This window comes from Spirochaetae bacterium HGW-Spirochaetae-1 (assembly GCA_002839375.1).
Classification (GTDB): domain Bacteria; phylum Spirochaetota; class UBA4802; order UBA4802; family UBA5550; genus PGXY01.
The window spans coordinates 231,176-247,952 of sequence record PGXY01000011.1 but is presented as its reverse complement, the minus strand read 5'-3'; the positions used below and the strand labels follow the sequence as shown (position 1 = coordinate 247,952).

The 16,777-nt window shown below is 49.8% G+C and carries 20 protein-coding genes; 16 read left to right on the top strand and 4 right to left on the bottom strand.

What is annotated here, in order from left to right; genetic code table 11:
- Position 1 precedes the first annotated feature (1 nt).
- From CVV44_21850 to CVV44_21840, 3 genes are all read right to left on the bottom strand, one after another.
- Positions 2-268 carry a hypothetical protein gene (locus CVV44_21850; GenBank protein ID PKL35453.1) on the bottom strand — a complete coding sequence of 89 codons (267 nt, stop codon included), beginning with the start codon at positions 266-268 and terminating at the stop codon, positions 2-4.
- A gap of 130 nt (positions 269-398) precedes the next feature.
- A complete protein-coding gene (locus CVV44_21845; GenBank protein PKL35452.1) occupies positions 399-1,295 on the bottom strand; it encodes a hypothetical protein in 897 nt (298 codons plus the stop codon).
- Between the two features lie 169 nt (positions 1,296-1,464).
- Entirely contained in the window at positions 1,465-1,731 is a 267-nt protein-coding gene (locus CVV44_21840) for a hypothetical protein (GenBank protein PKL35451.1), read from the bottom strand.
- A gap of 255 nt (positions 1,732-1,986) precedes the next feature.
- Here CVV44_21840 and CVV44_21835 point away from each other — a divergent pair, with 255 nt between their 5' ends.
- The 4 genes from CVV44_21835 to CVV44_21820 all read left to right on the top strand — a co-directional run bounded on the left by CVV44_21835 (position 1,987) and on the right by CVV44_21820 (position 6,359).
- Positions 1,987-3,147 carry a hypothetical protein gene (locus tag CVV44_21835; protein ID PKL35450.1) on the top strand — a complete coding sequence of 387 codons (1,161 nt, stop codon included), beginning with the start codon at positions 1,987-1,989 and terminating at the stop codon, positions 3,145-3,147.
- A 225-nt stretch (positions 3,148-3,372) separates the two neighbouring features.
- On the top strand, positions 3,373-3,534 hold the full coding sequence (locus CVV44_21830; GenBank protein PKL35449.1) for a twin-arginine translocase TatA/TatE family subunit: 162 nt from the start codon (positions 3,373-3,375) through the stop codon (positions 3,532-3,534).
- A gap of 11 nt (positions 3,535-3,545) precedes the next feature.
- Entirely contained in the window at positions 3,546-4,814 is a 1,269-nt protein-coding gene (gene murA / locus CVV44_21825) for a UDP-N-acetylglucosamine 1-carboxyvinyltransferase (GenBank protein ID PKL35448.1), read from the top strand.
- Positions 4,815-4,934: 120 nt separating this feature from the next.
- Positions 4,935-6,359 carry a hypothetical protein gene (locus tag CVV44_21820; GenBank protein PKL35447.1) on the top strand — a complete coding sequence of 475 codons (1,425 nt, stop codon included), beginning with the start codon at positions 4,935-4,937 and terminating at the stop codon, positions 6,357-6,359.
- A gap of 129 nt (positions 6,360-6,488) precedes the next feature.
- On the opposite strand, the gene CVV44_21815 is transcribed toward CVV44_21820, so the two are convergent.
- Entirely contained in the window at positions 6,489-7,535 is a 1,047-nt protein-coding gene (locus tag CVV44_21815; GenBank protein ID PKL35446.1) for a hypothetical protein, read from the bottom strand.
- 271 nt (positions 7,536-7,806) lie between these two features.
- Between CVV44_21815 and CVV44_21810 the strand changes: the two genes are divergently transcribed.
- From CVV44_21810 to flgF, 12 genes are all read left to right on the top strand, one after another.
- Complete coding sequence (locus tag CVV44_21810) at positions 7,807-8,142, top strand: transcriptional regulator (GenBank protein ID PKL35445.1); 336 nt, start codon at positions 7,807-7,809, stop codon at positions 8,140-8,142.
- Positions 8,143-8,250: 108 nt separating this feature from the next.
- The gene (locus tag CVV44_21805) at positions 8,251-9,549 is read left to right on the top strand and encodes a hypothetical protein (GenBank protein ID PKL35444.1); all 1,299 of its coding nucleotides are present in this window, start codon (positions 8,251-8,253) and stop codon (positions 9,547-9,549) included.
- A 96-nt stretch (positions 9,550-9,645) separates the two neighbouring features.
- Positions 9,646-10,071 (top strand): hypothetical protein, encoded by a 426-nt coding sequence (locus tag CVV44_21800; protein ID PKL35443.1) that lies wholly within the window; start codon positions 9,646-9,648, stop codon positions 10,069-10,071.
- 105 nt (positions 10,072-10,176) lie between these two features.
- Positions 10,177-10,977 (top strand): hypothetical protein, encoded by an 801-nt coding sequence (locus CVV44_21795; protein PKL35442.1) that lies wholly within the window; start codon positions 10,177-10,179, stop codon positions 10,975-10,977.
- 26 nt (positions 10,978-11,003) lie between these two features.
- Entirely contained in the window at positions 11,004-11,234 is a 231-nt protein-coding gene (locus CVV44_21790; protein ID PKL35441.1) for a thioredoxin family protein, read from the top strand.
- Positions 11,235-11,244: 10 nt separating this feature from the next.
- Positions 11,245-11,655 (top strand): hypothetical protein, encoded by a 411-nt coding sequence (locus CVV44_21785; GenBank protein ID PKL35440.1) that lies wholly within the window; start codon positions 11,245-11,247, stop codon positions 11,653-11,655.
- Between the two features lie 29 nt (positions 11,656-11,684).
- Positions 11,685-12,131: a thioredoxin gene (locus CVV44_21780; GenBank protein PKL35439.1), complete on the top strand. Its 447-nt coding sequence runs from the start codon at positions 11,685-11,687 to the stop codon at positions 12,129-12,131.
- A complete protein-coding gene (locus CVV44_21775; protein ID PKL35438.1) occupies positions 12,131-12,838 on the top strand; it encodes a cytochrome C biogenesis protein in 708 nt (235 codons plus the stop codon). Before CVV44_21780 ends, CVV44_21775 begins: the two co-directional genes overlap by 1 nt.
- Before the next feature lie 118 nt (positions 12,839-12,956).
- The gene (arsB, locus tag CVV44_21770; protein ID PKL35437.1) at positions 12,957-14,003 is read left to right on the top strand and encodes an arsenical-resistance protein; all 1,047 of its coding nucleotides are present in this window, start codon (positions 12,957-12,959) and stop codon (positions 14,001-14,003) included.
- 47 nt (positions 14,004-14,050) lie between these two features.
- Positions 14,051-15,127 carry a hypothetical protein gene (locus CVV44_21765; GenBank protein PKL35436.1) on the top strand — a complete coding sequence of 359 codons (1,077 nt, stop codon included), beginning with the start codon at positions 14,051-14,053 and terminating at the stop codon, positions 15,125-15,127.
- 127 nt (positions 15,128-15,254) lie between these two features.
- Positions 15,255-15,710: an arsenate reductase gene (locus tag CVV44_21760; GenBank protein PKL35435.1), complete on the top strand. Its 456-nt coding sequence runs from the start codon at positions 15,255-15,257 to the stop codon at positions 15,708-15,710.
- A gap of 199 nt (positions 15,711-15,909) precedes the next feature.
- Positions 15,910-16,746, top strand: coding sequence for a flagellar basal-body rod protein FlgF (gene flgF / locus CVV44_21755; protein PKL35434.1), 837 nt, complete (start codon positions 15,910-15,912; stop codon positions 16,744-16,746).
- The last annotated feature ends 31 nt before the right edge of the window (positions 16,747-16,777 follow it).

The following is a 16,777-nucleotide window of genomic DNA, read 5'->3' as shown; positions in this document are numbered from 1 at the left end:
TTCAGATAACGACTATTTTCCGGGGGAAGTTCCAGTCCATGAATTCCTGAAGGGCCTTGATCGTCTTTTCCTGGACAAAATATAACTTCTCATTTATCCGCACAAGGCCGCCTTTATAGTGAGTATATTTAAACTGATGATCGATCCAGCCCACGAGCTCCACCTTTTTCCAGTTCGTCGTGGTCCTGAGAACCGGCAGTTTCCTGAGATAAAGTTCTTTTATCTGTCCGTCTTTCACGGCGTCAGCTAAAATTTTTTCCCATTCCATTATATAATTCCGCTCCAACTAAGATGATCCGTCTTTACCGCCGCACCGGGGGCATTCCAGCGATATCGCTTACAGTATCGGACGCTCACCGCCCGGTGATTACCGTTATTTTACCGTCACGGCCCCTTTGTTACAGTTTTGATCCCTGTATTTTTATTTTCAGGTTCTCATTCTCTTTCAACAGCCGGTCTATCTCTTCGGAAAGGGACTTGTTCATCTCCCTCTCCTTGGTGAGCGTTTCATGAAGGGTCAGAGCCTCGTTTCTGCTCAGCTCGGCAACCTTCTCCGAAGCATCCAGTATTTTCTTGGTTTCATCCAGTTTATAAGAGGAAAAATCAATCACCGATTCCTGGGCATGGATAATATTATTGGCATCGATCATTTCCCTGCGCCGCAGATCGGAAAGCATCTCCTCGGCACGTATCCTGCTTTTAAGCTCGAAGGCTTCCTCATGACGCATGATGGTAAAATCCCGCATGGCCTTGTTCAATTTTGACTGCTCTTTGATTAGATTCTTTTCATATTCAAGTATCTTGGCAAAAGCTTCCTTCTCCCTTTCCGATTCGAAAACATTTTTCCTGTTTATATTCATCATGCCTTCGTATGTTTCGATGCGGGTCTCGGCTTCCTTTGATATGAATTTCATGATCTCGCGATACCGTTCCACTATGATGGACTTTTCCAGAAGGAGAAGAAACTCGGGCGTATCCAGGGGACGTGCGACAAATTCAAGGTGAAGCAGGTTAAAAGATACCTTGACAGCCTCCTTGATCTCCTTCTTCGAAAGAATGACGAACTTCAAAAAACTCCGTATGCGCGATTCATCGGCCAGGGCCTTCAGAATATCGCTGGGATTTTTATGCATTATATCGAATATAAAAATATTTATTTCTTCACGAAGTATGTTGGTGCGACTGAAATCAAAGCTGTCTATATAGTTTATTGTAAGCCCCATGCTCTTAATGGCATGGTAAATTTTTTCGCCATGCTCATTGTCGGCGAGATACCATATTGTTACCTGTTCCATCGAATTATCCTTTTTACTGCCTTCTGCTATCATTATATTATAAGGAAACATATATCATATTAATAGCGCATGGGGCAAATAATACAACTATTTTTTTCTGAAGAATAGCTGTTCCCCTGTACCGAAACCGTCTCTGTCCCGACACTGTTTTACCAATCATCACCGATTTCTAGGAAAATTGCAGGGATATTTTCCCCTGCCCGTTTTTCTGCAGTACCACTGTAGATTCCGTATCGCCGGAAAGCCTGGGATCGGAGGAACGCAGGCCGGAGAAATCGCTGGTTTCAATGAATTCCCGGAGAATTTCTATCTGATCCTCGAGCACCCCTTCCACATCATCTTCGGAAAAATATCGATCCATGAGCCGTTTCAATTCGTTTTTAGCCTCTGTTTCCACGCAGTGGTCCTTTATATGCAGTGCAACCTTCATCGTCATAACGTACTCCTATTACAGATTGATGCCAATTGAGTCATGTGAATATTTTTTTACAAGAATTTATTCTCGGCCTTTCCAATAAATTATTGCCCGACCGGTAATTTTATGACAGAATTGGAAATGAGTTCAGGAAGCATCCGGGGGAACACTGCAGGTGCAGATTCAGAAATTATGTTTGACCTCTATGGTCATGTTGCCCAATATTGTTATTATGTCCCCTGTTGAAGCAGGGGTTTATCAACCGGACAGGACATTATGAAACCAGTCAGAATATCAAAAATCATTATTATGGGCACAATCCTCCTGTCGATCTTCGGCATCAACGAAAACCTCTTTTCCTGGGGAATCTTCGACTTCTCCACCGGCGCGCAATATGGCCGCGGGGAAATTGATTCTATTCCAGACGCTCATCGCAACAGGGACATTCAATGCCCTTCCGGGCTTGACAATAAAGATCTCTTTGAATCAATGAAAGACCTATCCATCTGCCAGAGGGACGATGTGCGCAAATATGTTCTCATCTATCTTACCTCGGGAAGAGACTATGCAAAAAGGGGAATAATTAATTCCCTGATATACGGGGATATAGTGAATGCCATATTCAGGGAATATCCCGACATTCCACCGGAACTGTCTCTGCTTCCGCTTATCGAAAGCGCCTTCAATCCTTATGCCGTATCCCGGAGCAGGGCCGTGGGAATGTGGCAGTTTGTCCAGAACACCTCAGACCCCCTGGGACTGAAAAGAAACCGTTATGTCGATGAGAGGCGCGACATTGAAAAATCCACAAGGGCCGCACTCCGCCACCTGCGGGGTCTTCACAGCATCTTCGGGTCATGGGAGCTTGCCCTGGCCGCCTACAACGGAGGGGCCGGCCATGTACGACGCGCCATGATAAAAACAGGGCAGAATGATTTCTGGGGCTTGAGCTCCAGCGGCGCCCTTCGGCGGGAAACCAGTGAATACGTACCGCGGTTTATTGCCCTGACACTCATATATCAAAACCAGAATCTCTTCGGCCTCAAAAATGAGATCGAAAAGCCGGCCACGCTCAACACCGCTCTCTTCACGCTTACAGGGCCGGTCAATGTGAACCATATAGCACGGCTTTCCAGCGTCCCCATAGATGTCATCCGCCGGTACAATCCCGAACTAAAACTCGATCTCACCCCTCCCTATTCCGGTGCCTACACACTCAGACTGCCCGAAGATGGGATAAAAAAACTCGTGGGAAAAAAAGACCAGATCTACAAACATCAGAACCGCCGCGTCACGACTTACCGTGTTAAGGAGGGAGACTGCCTCTCCTCAATCGCCCGCCGTCATAATAAAAAGACATCGGAAATCATCCGGTTTAACAATATCAAGAATCCCCGCACCATCCAGCCGGGACGGATTATCTACATCCCCCATTGATTAATTAAGAAATCAAAGAAAATACCGCCGAACACAGGCGATCAAACCTGTTCTCTCATAAAACCGGTTTCCGCCGCCCCTGAAAGAGTCTTAAAACCAGCACTGTACAGGTTCATTGTTCCGGAAAAGTCAGAAAAAGCGGGTAAAAATCAAAACATATAAAGAATTGACAAATGTACATGATTTTTCCATGTTATTCCACAATATTACCGAAGGAGAAACGCCATGCTTCAAATACCAGGCGGCTGGGAAATAGTTATTATTATCGTGATAATCGCCGTTCTTTTCGGCGGCGATAAGGCCATGAACTCACTGAAAAGCGCCGGCAGGGGCATTTATAAAATTAAAAAAGAAGTGGATGATATAAAAGATATCACCAAAAAGTAAAGGAGACTGCTTTGGACTATTATATAATCAGGGGCGGCAAAAAACTTTCCGGCGAGGTGACCATCTCGGGAGCCAAGAACGCGGCACTGCCCATTATTGTAGCGAGCCTGCTTGCCGACGGTGAGACCGTCCTGAAAAACGTTCCCGACCTCATGGACATACGAACCATCATCAAGGTTATAGAATTCCTGGGAGCCGGGACCGAATTCAACAAACAGGATAATATCCTGAAAATACGCGTCAATAAAATTAGAAACAACGAGGTCCCCTACGAACTGGTGAAAACCATGCGCGCCTCGGTGTATGTCATGGGCCCCCTCCTGGCCAGGACCGGCGAGGCCGACGTGTCGCTGCCCGGAGGATGCGCCATCGGCGAACGGCCCGTGGACATCCACCTTTCAGGCTTCGAGGCCCTGGGGGCGTCAATCAATCTTGAACATGGCTATATAAAGGCCCGGGCGAAAAAGCTCGAGGGCAGTACCTTTTCCATGAAAAAGGTCTCCGTGGGAGCCACGGTAAACCTGCTCATGGGTGCCGTCCTGGCGAAAGGAAAAACCATCCTGGAAAACTGCGCCATGGAGCCCGACGTGGTGGATCTTGGCAACTTTCTTATTAAAATGGGAGCTGATATAAAAGGGCTGGGAACGGACCGCATCGAAGTGGAGGGCGTGAAAAAACTTGTCCCTGTCACCTACAACATCATGCCGGACCGCATCGAAGCCGGGACCTACCTCATTGCCGGGGCCATCACGCGGGGAGCCGTGACACTGAAAAACACGGCACCGGAACATGTGCAGGCCCTCATAGAAACGCTGGCGCAGATGGGTTTTACCCTCGAATCGGGGAAAGACTGGGTCGGTATAAAGACACCGAAAAAACTCCAGGGCACCATCATCAAGACCCTCCCCTATCCCGGTTTTCCTACGGACCTTCAGGCGCCCATCATGTCCCTGGCCACAACCGTGCCGGGCATCTCCACGGTAACGGAAACCATTTTTGAGAACAGGTTCACTCACGTTCCGGAACTGCGGCGCATGGGTGCCGATATAACAATCGAGGGAAACGTGGCCATCATCCGCGGAGTGAAGTCCCTTTCCTCGGCACCGGTCATGATGTCGGACCTGCGGGCAGGCGCTGCCCTGGTCATCGCCGCCCTGCAGGCAAAGGGAACCACGGAGATACGGCGAATCTATCACGCTGACCGGGGCTATGAGAAAATGACGGAAAAGCTTATCGCCCTGGGGGCTAATATCAAGAGAGTCCCGGGAGGGAATCCCTGATAGTTTTTTACAATACCCTCGCTCAGAGTAACCGTAAGGAGAGAAAGTTACTCCGAGCAATAGGGCACAGGCATAAATATCCAGAAAATACAGACCGCACTTTATAGTCATACAATAAACATGTATCGGCCCGCTGCAGCACTCTACAAAAACCGTGCGGGGATTACTGATTATTCCGGAGGTTTCATGAAGCGGGAAAGAGTAAAAGACATCCTTGTATCGACAATATTATTATGCACCGGCACCTTTATTGGCTGCGGCGGCACCAGCTCCGATGCGCCTGTGGCGGGGTGGCCCGATGTCAACGGTGACGGCTACGCCGACCTGGCCGTGGTGGAAGGCATGTATGGATTTGACAGTGGTGACGGCAGCACAGATCCGCGCATCCATGTGTATTACGGCGGAAAGGCGGCTGTAAGCGAACCGGCAAACCAGATCATTTCACTGACCGAAATCGAGGGCAATCTGGAAACACAGGTCATGGAAGACTTCAATGATGACGGTTATGCCGATCTTGCCGTAAGCGACGGTGATTTCGTGTATATTTTCAACGGCGGTGCTTCGGGACTTTCATCGACACCCGATACCACGATAACCGTTGCAAACAATTCCCTGTGCGCCGGGGATTTCAACGGCGACGGCATCATGGACCTGGCCATGGGGAATACGGGATACAGCTCCGGCAGGGGCGGTGTATTGTTCTACTATTCATCGGGAACAGGCGGCCTTTCCACTTTGGCAGACCTCACCCTGACGGGAACGAATACCGGTGATTTCTTCGGTGCAAGCCTTGCCACAGGCGACATCAACGGCGACGGCTACACCGATCTGGCCGTAAGCGCCAGCGGTATCAATTCCATGGCAGGACAGGTGAGCCTCTTTTACGGCAGCGACACCGGTATCAGCACCACGGCCGGTACCACGCTGAACGGTGAAACGAGCGCGGATTATTTCGGCAGCACTATGGTAACGGGTGATTTTAACCATGATGGTTTTGCCGATCTCGTCGTGGCGGCAGTCTTTTATGATGCAACCAGCCCCGCCATCACCAACTGCGGCAGGGTTTACATCTTCCACGGCACATCAACGGGCATAACAACCGATGCCGCGGCGGACCGGGCGATCACGGGATCATCGGACTACTATGCTCTGGGCATGACCATGTCCACCGGCGATGTCAACGATGACGGTTATGCGGACCTGGCTCTCGGCGCCAATGTTTACGGTGGCGGCGGCACAAGCGACCGTCGGGGTGTGGTATACATCCATAACGGCAGCAACTCGGGAGTATCGGCAACGGCATCATGGACAAAGACGGGTGAAAATGAATCGACCGGAGGAGACACTGATTACTTCGGTTCCATCGTGTACCTTTCGGACCTCAGTGGCGATGGCCGTGCCGATCTCTATGTGCTGGCCCAGGGATGTCCCTGGGAAACACCGGACGCTGAATACATCGGCAGAGCCTACTGGTTCAGGAGTACCAGATCAGGCATGGCAAGCTCAGCCTCCTGGCAGCTTGACGCCTATTTTTACGCATATTGATATCTCAAACAATATCTTAATTATCGAAAGGCATCCATTACTGGATGCCTTTTTTATTCCTGCCGGGGTCAGAGCCCCCTGAAAAAGTTGCTCTGAGTACCATGTTTTACTCTGAGCAAGGGTCCATTATCATTCAACGGCGATTTTAAGGATAAATTTCCCGGAAAACACCCCCTTTGCCCCGGCAACACCGATTACCACGCGGTAAGGATTATCCATGGATTCCAGGTACACGGACCGGGTATGGTCCTGGGTCTTACCACGCTTGGGATAGTCCCATTTATGCTCGGCCTCGCATTCGACACAGGAGTTCAGGTCCGGTACCATGGCTTTGTTTCCCACGGCCGTAGTATATGCATAGATGCTCATGTTGTCATTGACATTTTGCGGAATCACTGTGATAGTCATCTTCGACTGCGCAGGGAGTTCTGTGACATAAATGATATGGTTGCCCCTGAACTTTTCATTCTGCGTCCCGGGGAAACATGCCACGGAACTCTTCGAGGCCCAGGACAGGTCATTGACGGGGACACCGTCCTTCAGATCGCCGGAATAGGAAATGATTTTACCCTTCTGGGCCTTTGCTCCGTAGATTTTCAGTGGCTTCTGCTCGCCGGTACCCGCATCTCCCGTATTGAGGCTTACCTTCAGCGTATATCCGCCCGACTTAAGGCCATCAGCACCGGTCACGCCGATATAGATGGTATATGATTCGGTTATGGCATTGAACTCAATGGTCCGGGTGTGATCCTGTTTTTTCCCCACCTTGGGATAGTCCCACTTATGATCGGCCTCACAGGTGATACAGGTGGTAAGATCGGGCACCACGACGCTTTTCCCGGCCCCTACCTGGTATCCATACAGGCTGAAGTTGGCCCCTTTATCATCGGGAACGACCGTTACGGTCATCTCAGCATGGGGAGGAATATTCGTCTTATACAGGACATGTTTTCCCGTAAACTTCTTCTGCTGCGTCGCCGGGAAGCAGGCAACGGAACTGTTCCAGGCCCAGGACAGGTCATTGATTTCAAAACCTGTGGAAAGGTCTCCTTTAACCGCAACAGTTTTGTTGGGCCTGCTTTCAATGAGCCAGACCTTTGTCCCGGCACTCGAGTCATGGGAATGCAGAAAAGACGCGGCACAGATGAGCAGAAAGAAAACGCTGAACGGTTTCATGGAATCCTCCTGTGAGTAAAATCAATTTTCCGGCATGTTCATAACTGACGTCCCTGTTATCCATCGGGTGGAAATACCATATGCCTGAAAACTATCACAGTGCCATATCAATGTCCATTAGAATTCCATAATCGTTGCTATTTTCAGTTACCTGGAAAACTGCATCGCGGGGTCAGAGCCCCACAACAGAGAAACATGCTCTGACCCCTGGAAAATACTTGACATTTCCATATCCTTGGCTATTTTGCCAAATAGTTGAGGATGATACCATATGGACAGGGAAACAAAACTGCGTTTCGAGGCCAGGGCTGACATCATCAAGGCCATGGCCCACCCCACACGGCTTTTCATTGTGGAGGAACTTAAAAAGAAAAGGCGCTCCGTAGGAGAGCTCACAGATATGGTAGGCGCCGACACCTCTACAGTATCCAAGCATCTGAGCGTCCTTAAAAATGCAGGACTGGTGGTGGATGAGAAGGAAGGCACAACAGTTTATTACAGCCTGCTCTGTCCCTGCATCCTGGATTTTATCGGCTGTATCGAATCGGTACTGGCAACCACGGCGGACCGTCAGGCAAAGGTTGTGGCGAGCTGCAAACTAAGATGAAAAATATCTGTTTGTGCTGGTGAGATGGTGGTTAATTCTATTATTTGGCTTTTTTACCAAATGTGCAAATAGGAATTATCCACATCACACAATTAAGGAGAAAAATAAATGTTCTGGAAAAATGAATGGAAACCGCTCTTCTGGATCGGGGCCTTTTTTGCCGCCCTCTATTACATGCCCGTGGGAGTTCCCCGCTTCGATAACGCCGTATTCGAGGCACTGCACCTTGCTAAATGGTATGCTCAAGAACATGTGCTCCTCTGTCTCGTTCCTGCCTTTTTCATTGCCGGGGCCATCGCCACCTTTGTTCGACAGGAAGCAGTCATGAAATACCTGGGGCCCGCGGCCAACAAGGTCCTGGCCTACGGCGTGGGCTCCGTATCGGGTTCCATACTGGCAGTGTGCTCCTGCACGGTGCTGCCGCTCTTTTCCGGCATCTACCGCATGGGAGCGGGACTGGGACCGGCCATCGCATTTCTGTACTCAGGCCCGGCTATCAATGTCCTGGCCATCATTCTCACGGCGCGGGTTATCGGTGTGGATATCGGTATAGCCCGGGCTGTGGGTGCCATACTCTTCAGCGTAGTCATCGGCGGCATCATGCATTTCATCTATCGTAACGAAGAAAAACAGAAAGTCAACGCGACTATGAACATGCCCGCAGCCGAGACCAAGCGGCCTCTGTGGAAAGACACAATTTACTTCGCCTCCATGGTGGCCATTCTTGTTTTTGCCAACTGGGGAAAATCCGATGATACCTCGGGATTTTTCTATCTAGTATATTCATATAAATGGATAATCACAGCCGTGTCTGGCGCAGCCTTCGCCCTGTTTCTTGTCCTGTGGTATGATGTGAAATGGTGGAAGATGACGCCAGTAGTCCTTATCGTGGCAGCCCTGTCCTTCTTGTTCGGCGAGTATCCCATTGTTCCCTTCTCGGCTGGCGCCCTGGGACTGGCTATTATCACGAGTACTGACACTGGCGAGCCTGGGGAATGGTTCACCTCTACCTGGGATTTCGCCAAGCAGATTACACCGTTACTTCTGGGAGGAGTACTGATCTCGGGTTTTCTTCTCGGCAGACCCGGGAATGAGGGCGTAATTCCCGCTGCATGGGTCCAGTGGGCCGTGGGCGGCAATTCTTTGGCAGCAAACTTTTTCGCCTCAGTCGTGGGCGCCTTCATGTATTTCGCCACGCTGACGGAGGTGCCCATCGTGCAGGCACTCCTGGGAAGCGGTATGGGCAAGGGACCTGCGCTTTCACTTCTTCTTGCCGGCCCGGCGCTGTCGCTGCCCAATATGCTGGTCATCCGCAGCTACATCGGCACGCAGAAAACCATAGTGTACTGTTTACTCGTAGTGGTCATGGCAACGATATCGGGGATGATATTCGGCATGTTTTTCTGACCCTGAGGAAACTTTTTGTAAAAAATCAGGGTCTCAGAATAAAGCCGGGAAAATAATCCGGCAGGAAGAAAATATCAACAGGAAGAGAGGCTCAATATGAAAAAGTATTCATTACTATTTGCATGTGCGACGGCAATTCTGGTCATGTTTGCTGCCAATGTATCTGCACAGCGTGCAGGCGGGAAAGGCTATAACGCTGCAAACCGCAATTATAATCCCGCTACAGTAGAAACGATAAAGGGGACAGTTATAGAAATGAACACCACCGGTGCATGGGGATTGCATGTGACGGTAAAAACTGAAAAAGAAACAATAAATGTGCATCTGGGCCCTGAATGGTTTTTAAAGGATAAAATAATCATCTCGAAGGGAGACACCATAACGGCCGTCGGTTCACGTATAAATCAAAACGGCAGTGATGTCATCATAGCGAAATCGGTACAAAAAAATGAGACTCTTGTTGTACTGCGCGATGATACGGGCGTCCCCAAATGGTCCGGACGGGGAAATCGCTGGAAATAATATAAGGGCATACGGCATCATTCTCCGCATGCGCACATGATGATGCATGCGTATTAACTCCGGCACGCAAGCCGATATCAACAGCTTTGCCTGGACGATAAATTTATGAAAAAAACAATAGAAATTCCCATATTGGTCACTCTATTCATTTCAGCAGTCATACTCCCTGGCTGTACGCCCAGGCCCGCATCCGGAGCGCCTGATTTATTTCTTGTTGTTTCCATAGACTCCCTGCGCCCCGATGCACTTTCGCCGGAAAGAGCGTCGAACATAAGTGCCCTGGCGAAAGAAGGAAAATACATCGAAGGCAGCAGTGTTCATCCGCCCAAAACGCTTATTGCCCACACAGCGATGTTCACGGGACTGACTCCCGAAGAGTCAGGAAAAAAGGACAACTCATGGTATGAGGGCGATGAACATGTAAAGAGCCCCACTATTTTTACCCTGGCCCGTTCAAAGGGCCTGGCAACAGGCTATTTTTATTCCAAGGCCAAACTGGGTTACCTGGTCAATGATGCGGTGATAAAGCATGAGTTTTCAGAGGAATACAGCATTGACTCCGCTCTGGACTTTATCCGTATTCATAAAAATACCTTTGTATTCCTGCATGTGAGCGGCCTTGAGTACGCCGGCATGGAATACGGCTGGATGTCAAAGGAATATCTCAATGAATTGTCGTCAATCGATAGAAAGCTGATGCCGCTTTTCTCCGCCATATCGACCGATGGAAAGAAGTACACAATCATCATCACCAGCGACCACGGCGGCCACGACAAACTCCACGGCACGGACCATCGCGACGATTACCGGGTACCTCTTGTCATGTATTCAAATTATAAAAAACTTCCCGATATAAAGGGATACCGCCTCACTGATTTAAAAGGAATCATTGAAAAAATGATATAGCTGTAATACAATAAAGGAGAAACGAGATGAAAATAGAAATCCTGGGCACGGGGTGTCCCAAGTGCAATAAGCTGGAAGAACTCTCCCGCAAGGCTGCTGACGAGCTGGGCGTAGATTACGAAGTGCTCAAGGTGAAAGAGATCGACAAAATCATGGCCTATGGCGTCATGATCACGCCGGCCCTCGTGGTGGACGGAGTAGTCAAGGTGGCGGGAAAAGTCCCGTCGGTTGAAGACATTAAAAAATTATTGTCATAAAAAAGGAGACATGGTCATGGCTGAATGCTGTAATGGGGGAACAACACTGCTCTATCCCTGCTCGGGAGCTTCCGACGTAGGCGAGGTCACGGACCGGGTGGCGCGAAAACTGTGGAGTGAAGGCTTCGCGACAAAAACATGCCTGGCCGCCATAGGCGCGGAAATACCGGGATTCATTGCCTCGGCTAAAGGTGCGGATATAAATATCACTATTGATGGATGCCCCCTGGCCTGTGCCAGAAAGTCCATGGAACGTGTCGGCGTAACACCGCAGTCTTACATCCTTACGGACATGGGTCTTGAAAAAGGAAAAACGTCCGTGACAGTCGAAATAATCGATAGAATACATAAGGCCGTAAAGGAAAAGATCGGCATAGCGATCCGAGAACAGACCGGGGACGGCTGCGGATGCGGTTGCTGAAAAAGTAATTTAAACAGGACAACGGATAAATGAGAACGAAAGAAATGTATACATTAAAAATAATCCTGTCTCTCGCACTGGTAACAGCCCTGGGATGCGGCAACGACAGCTCAACAAACAGCACCCAGGCAGCACAGAAAAAAGGGGCAGCTCCGGAAATAACGATAAAAAATAAATCTGAAAAGAAAATATCACTGAAGGTTACCTTCGTGGAGATCGGTTCTGTAAACTGTATCCCCTGTAAAATGATGCAGCCCGTTATGAAAGAGGTTGAGTCAAAATATGGCGACCAGGTGAAAGTCGTTTTTTATGATGTCTGGACCGCTGAAGGACGTCCCTACGGCCAACAGTACGGAATCCGCGTCATCCCCACACAGGTCTTTCTCGACGCCTCGGGTAAAGAATATTTCAGACACGAGGGTTTTTTCCCTTTCGAGCAACTGGAGCAGGTCCTGAAAAAGGGCGGAGTGGAATAATGGTGCTGGAGATTTTCACAAGGCTTTCAGAAATGCTCTATACCTCGTCCCACGCGGCGCTCCTGGCCTCGCTGATCTGGGGAATCCTGAGTGTACTCTTAAGCCCCTGTCACCTGGCCAGCATCCCTCTTATCGTGGGATTCATAGACGGGCAGAAGAACATGACCACCAAAAGGGCCTTTGCCCTGTCGACCCTCTTTTCCGGCGGCATACTCATCACTATCGCCGTCATCGGCCTCATCACGGGCCTTATGGGCCGCATGCTGGGCGACCTGGGGAAAATAGGAAATTATTCCGTGGCGGTTATATTTTTCATCGTAGGGCTGCACTTACTGGGAGTAATACCCCTTCCCTTCCTGGAAAACGCCGCTACACCGGGCGTAAAGAAAAAGGGCGCCCTGGCCGCCTTCATGCTGGGGCTGGTGTTCGGCATCGCCCTGGGACCCTGCACCTTCGCCTACATGGCGCCCATGCTGGGCGTGGCCTTCAGTGTTGCTTCATCGAATCTGGTCCTGGCCATAATGCTGGTAACAGCCTATGCCCTGGGGCACTGTTCCGTAATTATTTTCGCCGGGACCTTTACGGAGTACCTCCAGAAGTACCTGAACTGGAGCGAAAACTCAAAGGGTACCATTATCGTGAAAAAAATATGCGGCTCCCTGGTGATTCTGGGAGGAATTTATCTTGTATACACAGCCCAATCATAATAGTAGTGTATCGTGTATACCGGAACCTGTAATACGCTGCACAGCAATGACACGATGCGGCATACATGAGTTGTGAAAATAAAGGCAAATCATACAATTCCAACGAGGAGAAATTCATATGGCCGAGCATATCACTAAAAAACTTTCCTTTATCGATCGCTTTCTTACCTTATGGATATTTACAGCCATGGCCGCCGGCGTGGCCATGGGATATTTTTATCCCGGAACGAGCGATTTCTGGAACCGGTTCCAGTCCGGAACTACAAATATCCCCATCGCGGTCGGTCTCATCCTCATGATGTATCCGCCCCTGGCGAAGGTCAAATACGAAGAGCTGGGTGATGTCTTTAAAAACTGGAAAGTCCTCGGCCTCTCTCTCGTGCAGAACTGGATCGTAGGTCCCATACTCATGTTTTTCCTCGCCATCACCTTCCTGAGCGGCTATCCCGAATATATGGTGGGCCTCATCATGATCGGCCTGGCTCGCTGTATTGCCATGGTCATCGTGTGGAACGATCTGGCAAAAGGCGACACGGAATACGCCGCGGGCCTCGTGGCCTTCAACAGTATCTTCCAGGTCCTCTTTTTCAGCGTGTATGCCTGGTTTTTCATCACGGTGCTGCCGCCCCTTTTCGGACTCAGGGGAAGCGTGGTAACCATCACCATCGGCCAGATCGCCGAGAGCGTGTTCATCTACCTGGGCATCCCCTTCATAGCGGGTATTGCTTCCCGATTCGGGCTCATTGCCCTGAAGGGGAAAAACTGGTATGAGACGAAATTCATCCCCAAGGTGAGCCCCATGACGCTTATCGCCCTACTCTTCACCATTGTAGTCATGTTCAGCCTCAAGGGCGAATACATTGTAAAAATACCCATGGACGTCGTGCGCATTGCCATACCTCTTCTCATTTATTTTGTTTTCATGTTTCTTGTCAGTTTCTACATGAGCAGAAAAATCGGTGCGGGATATCCCGTTGCAGCGACCCTTTCCTTCACTGCGGCAAGCAACAACTTCGAGCTTGCCATCGCCGTTGCCGTAGCAGTCTTTGGCATCAACTCCGGCGCGGCATTCGCGGCGGTCATCGGACCATTAGTGGAAGTACCAGTGCTTATCGGCCTGGTGAACGTGGCCCTGTATTTCAGAAAGAAATATTTTACGGACTGACGGTTACAGTCCTGAACAAGCCGCATAAAAACAAACTCTTCTCCTGGATGGAGCGCACGGAACGTCAGTTCGTTTCAGGGGAAATAACCCAGGTCTACGTGGAACTCACGACGCACTGCAACCTGAACTGCCGCACCTGTGTCAGAAATTCCATTGAAGACTTCAGTCCCTGCCATTTCACCAGGCATTTCATGCGCCGGCTTATACCCATGCTGAAATCCCTGCCGGCGCTGCGGCGCATCGTTCTTCTCGGATTCGGCGAGGCCCTGTGCAATCCCGACTTTGCTTTTCATATGAAGGAGCTCCGAAAGTGCGGTGCCGACATGGTAATGGTATCCAACGCCCATTTCCTTGACCGTGAAATATCGGCATTCCTGGCTTCACTGCCCGTGAACGAACTGTGGCTTTCCTGGGACGACGATCCGCGGACAGCTCCTCATAACCGGCGCGGCGCCGATGCTGCCACCTTCATTGAAAAGGCTGCAATGATACGGGAAGCACGCTCCGCAACGGGCACCGGGCTTCCCCGTCTGGGGATGGAAATTGTGGCCATGAAGTCAAACTATAAAGCACTTTCATCCATTATGAAATTCGGCCGGGAGGCGGGAATCGACCGGTTCATACTATCGAACATCTTTCCCTACTCCGAATCCATGAATGACGAAATACTCTACACTATTTTTGAAGAGCCCGGGATTAATCTGGTCAAACTCATGGGAGGGAAGCCGGGCTCTTCCGAACTGCGTATCGCACGGCAGCAGGCCGATGTTCTCCGCTCCTGTCCCTTCATCAAAGCCGGGACCGTATTCATCACGGCCCATGGCGACATGGCACCATGCCCGGAACTGGCCTATACCCATCCGGCATGGTACTTCGGATCACGACGGCTCCACCGCAGCTGTTATTTCGGCAGCATTAAAACTGCGAATCTCAGTGACTCGTGGCAATCACGGGCATTCACTGATTTCCGAAACAAATTTGAATACTTTGAATTCCCCGACTGTTCGGCCTGCAGCAGCCCCGACCTCTGCTGGCACCGTACAGTGGACAATAAGGATTGCTACTGGAATGAAACGCCCTGTGGTGAGTGCCTCTGGGCAAAAGGAATTGTGCTGTGCCCGTAGCCATCTGCATCTTTTCTTTATATTTTATTTACAGTTTCCTGACAGTATCATTATAATACGATACTATTCTCATGACAATAAACCAAATCAACGATACCAACATCATTCTTCTGGGGAGGATATTACCATGAATAAACTGCGCATTCTTTTTCTCTGCACCGGAAATTCATGCCGGAGCCAGATGGCTGAAGGCCTGGCAAGACACCTCAAGACTGATAGTATCGATGCATATTCGGCAGGAACTGCACCCAAGGCCCTGGACCCAAGGGCGGTACTGGTGATGAAAGAAAAGGGAATCGATATCAGCAGCGGCCGGTCAAAGCATGTCAACGAACTCATGAATATTTCATTTGATTATGTGGTTACCGTGTGCGGCCATGCCAACGAGACATGCCCCTTCTTCCCGGGAAAAACCAGGGTGGTCCACCAGGGATTCGAAGACCCGCCGGTCCTGGCACAAGACGCTGTTTCTGAGGAAGAGGCCCTGGTACATTATCGACGGGTCTGTGACGAGATAGAGGCATACATCATGACTCTGCCTGAAGCCCTGGACAAAGCCGCGCAACCCTTTCTTCCAGGGTAACAAACCCCGTACATGCAAGCAGCTAAACATCAGTCAATAAACTAAAACATGGGACATTTCATTGCTCCATATAAATGTCATGAAACAAATAAAATAAGCAGGATATTCCCGGAACAACCGGGGATTTTTCCCCCAGCGACAAAAATAATTCATATTATGTCCCTCCCTGACGATATTAATATATAAGTGGAGGAACACTATGCTTCGAGGAATATATACCGGCGCAAGCGGCATGATAGCACAACAGGCCCGCCTTGATGTTGTGGCCAACAATCTTGCCAATGTTGACAAAACAGGATTTAAAAAGGATCTGGCCGTTTTCAAGGCATTTCCCGACATGATCATCCGCCGCACCGATGAGAGCGGCGTGGGCATAACCCCGGCAGGTTCCTACGACAGCATGCCCTACGTGGGCAAGCTCGGTACAGGCGTTGAAGTCAACGAAGTCTTTACGGAATTCGAGCAGGGCTCGCTTCAGAGGACTGAAAACAGCTTTGACCTGGCCCTGGAGGGGCACGGTTTCTTCACGGTACTCACGGAACGCGGAGAACGCTACACCCGTGACGGTTCTTTTACCATAAACCAGGACGGCATACTGGTAACTCATAACGGCAACCCAGTCCTGGGTGAGAACGGCCCCATAACTGTACAGAAAAACAATTTCATGATAAACGAGCGCGGGGAGATTCTTATCAACGATGATCTGTCCCGCGACCCCCGTGATATGGTGAACATGGCCAACAATAACTGGAGTGAACCGGTAGTTCTGGACCGGTTGAAAATTGTCGACTTTGAGAATATCCGCGAGATAAAAAAAGAGGGCGATTCCATGTACCGTGAAACGGAATTCTCGGGACCGCCCCTTCCTCCCGCTGAAGTTATGGTGCGCCAGGGATTCCTGGAAAAATCCAATGTCAATATCATACGGGAAATGGTGGATATGATCGAGGTTCAGAGAAGCTATGAGGCCAATCAGAAAACTATCACAACCCATGACCAGACGCTCGGCAAGCTCATTAACGATGTTATACGGTAGGGGCTTGCGTAGGGGCTTGATATAATGCAAT

What these genes read in the sequence shown, in the direction of transcription:
- CVV44_21850 (PKL35453.1), bottom strand. Translation starts at nt 268, where the DNA reads ATGGAATGGGAAAAAATTTTAGCTGACGCCGTGAAAGACGGACAGATA.
- CVV44_21840 (PKL35451.1), bottom strand. Translation starts at nt 1,731, where the DNA reads ATGACGATGAAGGTTGCACTGCATATAAAGGACCACTGCGTGGAAACA.
- CVV44_21810 (PKL35445.1), top strand. Translation starts at nt 7,807, where the DNA reads ATGGACAGGGAAACAAAACTGCGTTTCGAGGCCAGGGCTGACATCATC.
- arsB (PKL35437.1), top strand. Translation starts at nt 12,957, where the DNA reads ATGGCCGAGCATATCACTAAAAAACTTTCCTTTATCGATCGCTTTCTT.
- CVV44_21805 (PKL35444.1), top strand. Translation starts at nt 8,251, where the DNA reads ATGTTCTGGAAAAATGAATGGAAACCGCTCTTCTGGATCGGGGCCTTT.
- CVV44_21815 (PKL35446.1), bottom strand. Translation starts at nt 7,535, where the DNA reads ATGAAACCGTTCAGCGTTTTCTTTCTGCTCATCTGTGCCGCGTCTTTT.
- CVV44_21820 (PKL35447.1), top strand. Translation starts at nt 4,935, where the DNA reads ATGTATCGGCCCGCTGCAGCACTCTACAAAAACCGTGCGGGGATTACT.
- CVV44_21845 (PKL35452.1), bottom strand. Translation starts at nt 1,295, where the DNA reads ATGGAACAGGTAACAATATGGTATCTCGCCGACAATGAGCATGGCGAA.
- CVV44_21800 (PKL35443.1), top strand. Translation starts at nt 9,646, where the DNA reads ATGAAAAAGTATTCATTACTATTTGCATGTGCGACGGCAATTCTGGTC.
- CVV44_21775 (PKL35438.1), top strand. Translation starts at nt 12,131, where the DNA reads ATGGTGCTGGAGATTTTCACAAGGCTTTCAGAAATGCTCTATACCTCG.
- CVV44_21760 (PKL35435.1), top strand. Translation starts at nt 15,255, where the DNA reads ATGAATAAACTGCGCATTCTTTTTCTCTGCACCGGAAATTCATGCCGG.
- CVV44_21790 (PKL35441.1), top strand. Translation starts at nt 11,004, where the DNA reads ATGAAAATAGAAATCCTGGGCACGGGGTGTCCCAAGTGCAATAAGCTG.
- CVV44_21835 (PKL35450.1), top strand. Translation starts at nt 1,987, where the DNA reads ATGAAACCAGTCAGAATATCAAAAATCATTATTATGGGCACAATCCTC.
- CVV44_21765 (PKL35436.1), top strand. Translation starts at nt 14,051, where the DNA reads ATGGAGCGCACGGAACGTCAGTTCGTTTCAGGGGAAATAACCCAGGTC.
- CVV44_21795 (PKL35442.1), top strand. Translation starts at nt 10,177, where the DNA reads ATGAAAAAAACAATAGAAATTCCCATATTGGTCACTCTATTCATTTCA.
- CVV44_21830 (PKL35449.1), top strand. Translation starts at nt 3,373, where the DNA reads ATGCTTCAAATACCAGGCGGCTGGGAAATAGTTATTATTATCGTGATA.
- CVV44_21785 (PKL35440.1), top strand. Translation starts at nt 11,245, where the DNA reads ATGGTCATGGCTGAATGCTGTAATGGGGGAACAACACTGCTCTATCCC.
- CVV44_21780 (PKL35439.1), top strand. Translation starts at nt 11,685, where the DNA reads ATGAGAACGAAAGAAATGTATACATTAAAAATAATCCTGTCTCTCGCA.
- flgF (PKL35434.1), top strand. Translation starts at nt 15,910, where the DNA reads ATGCTTCGAGGAATATATACCGGCGCAAGCGGCATGATAGCACAACAG.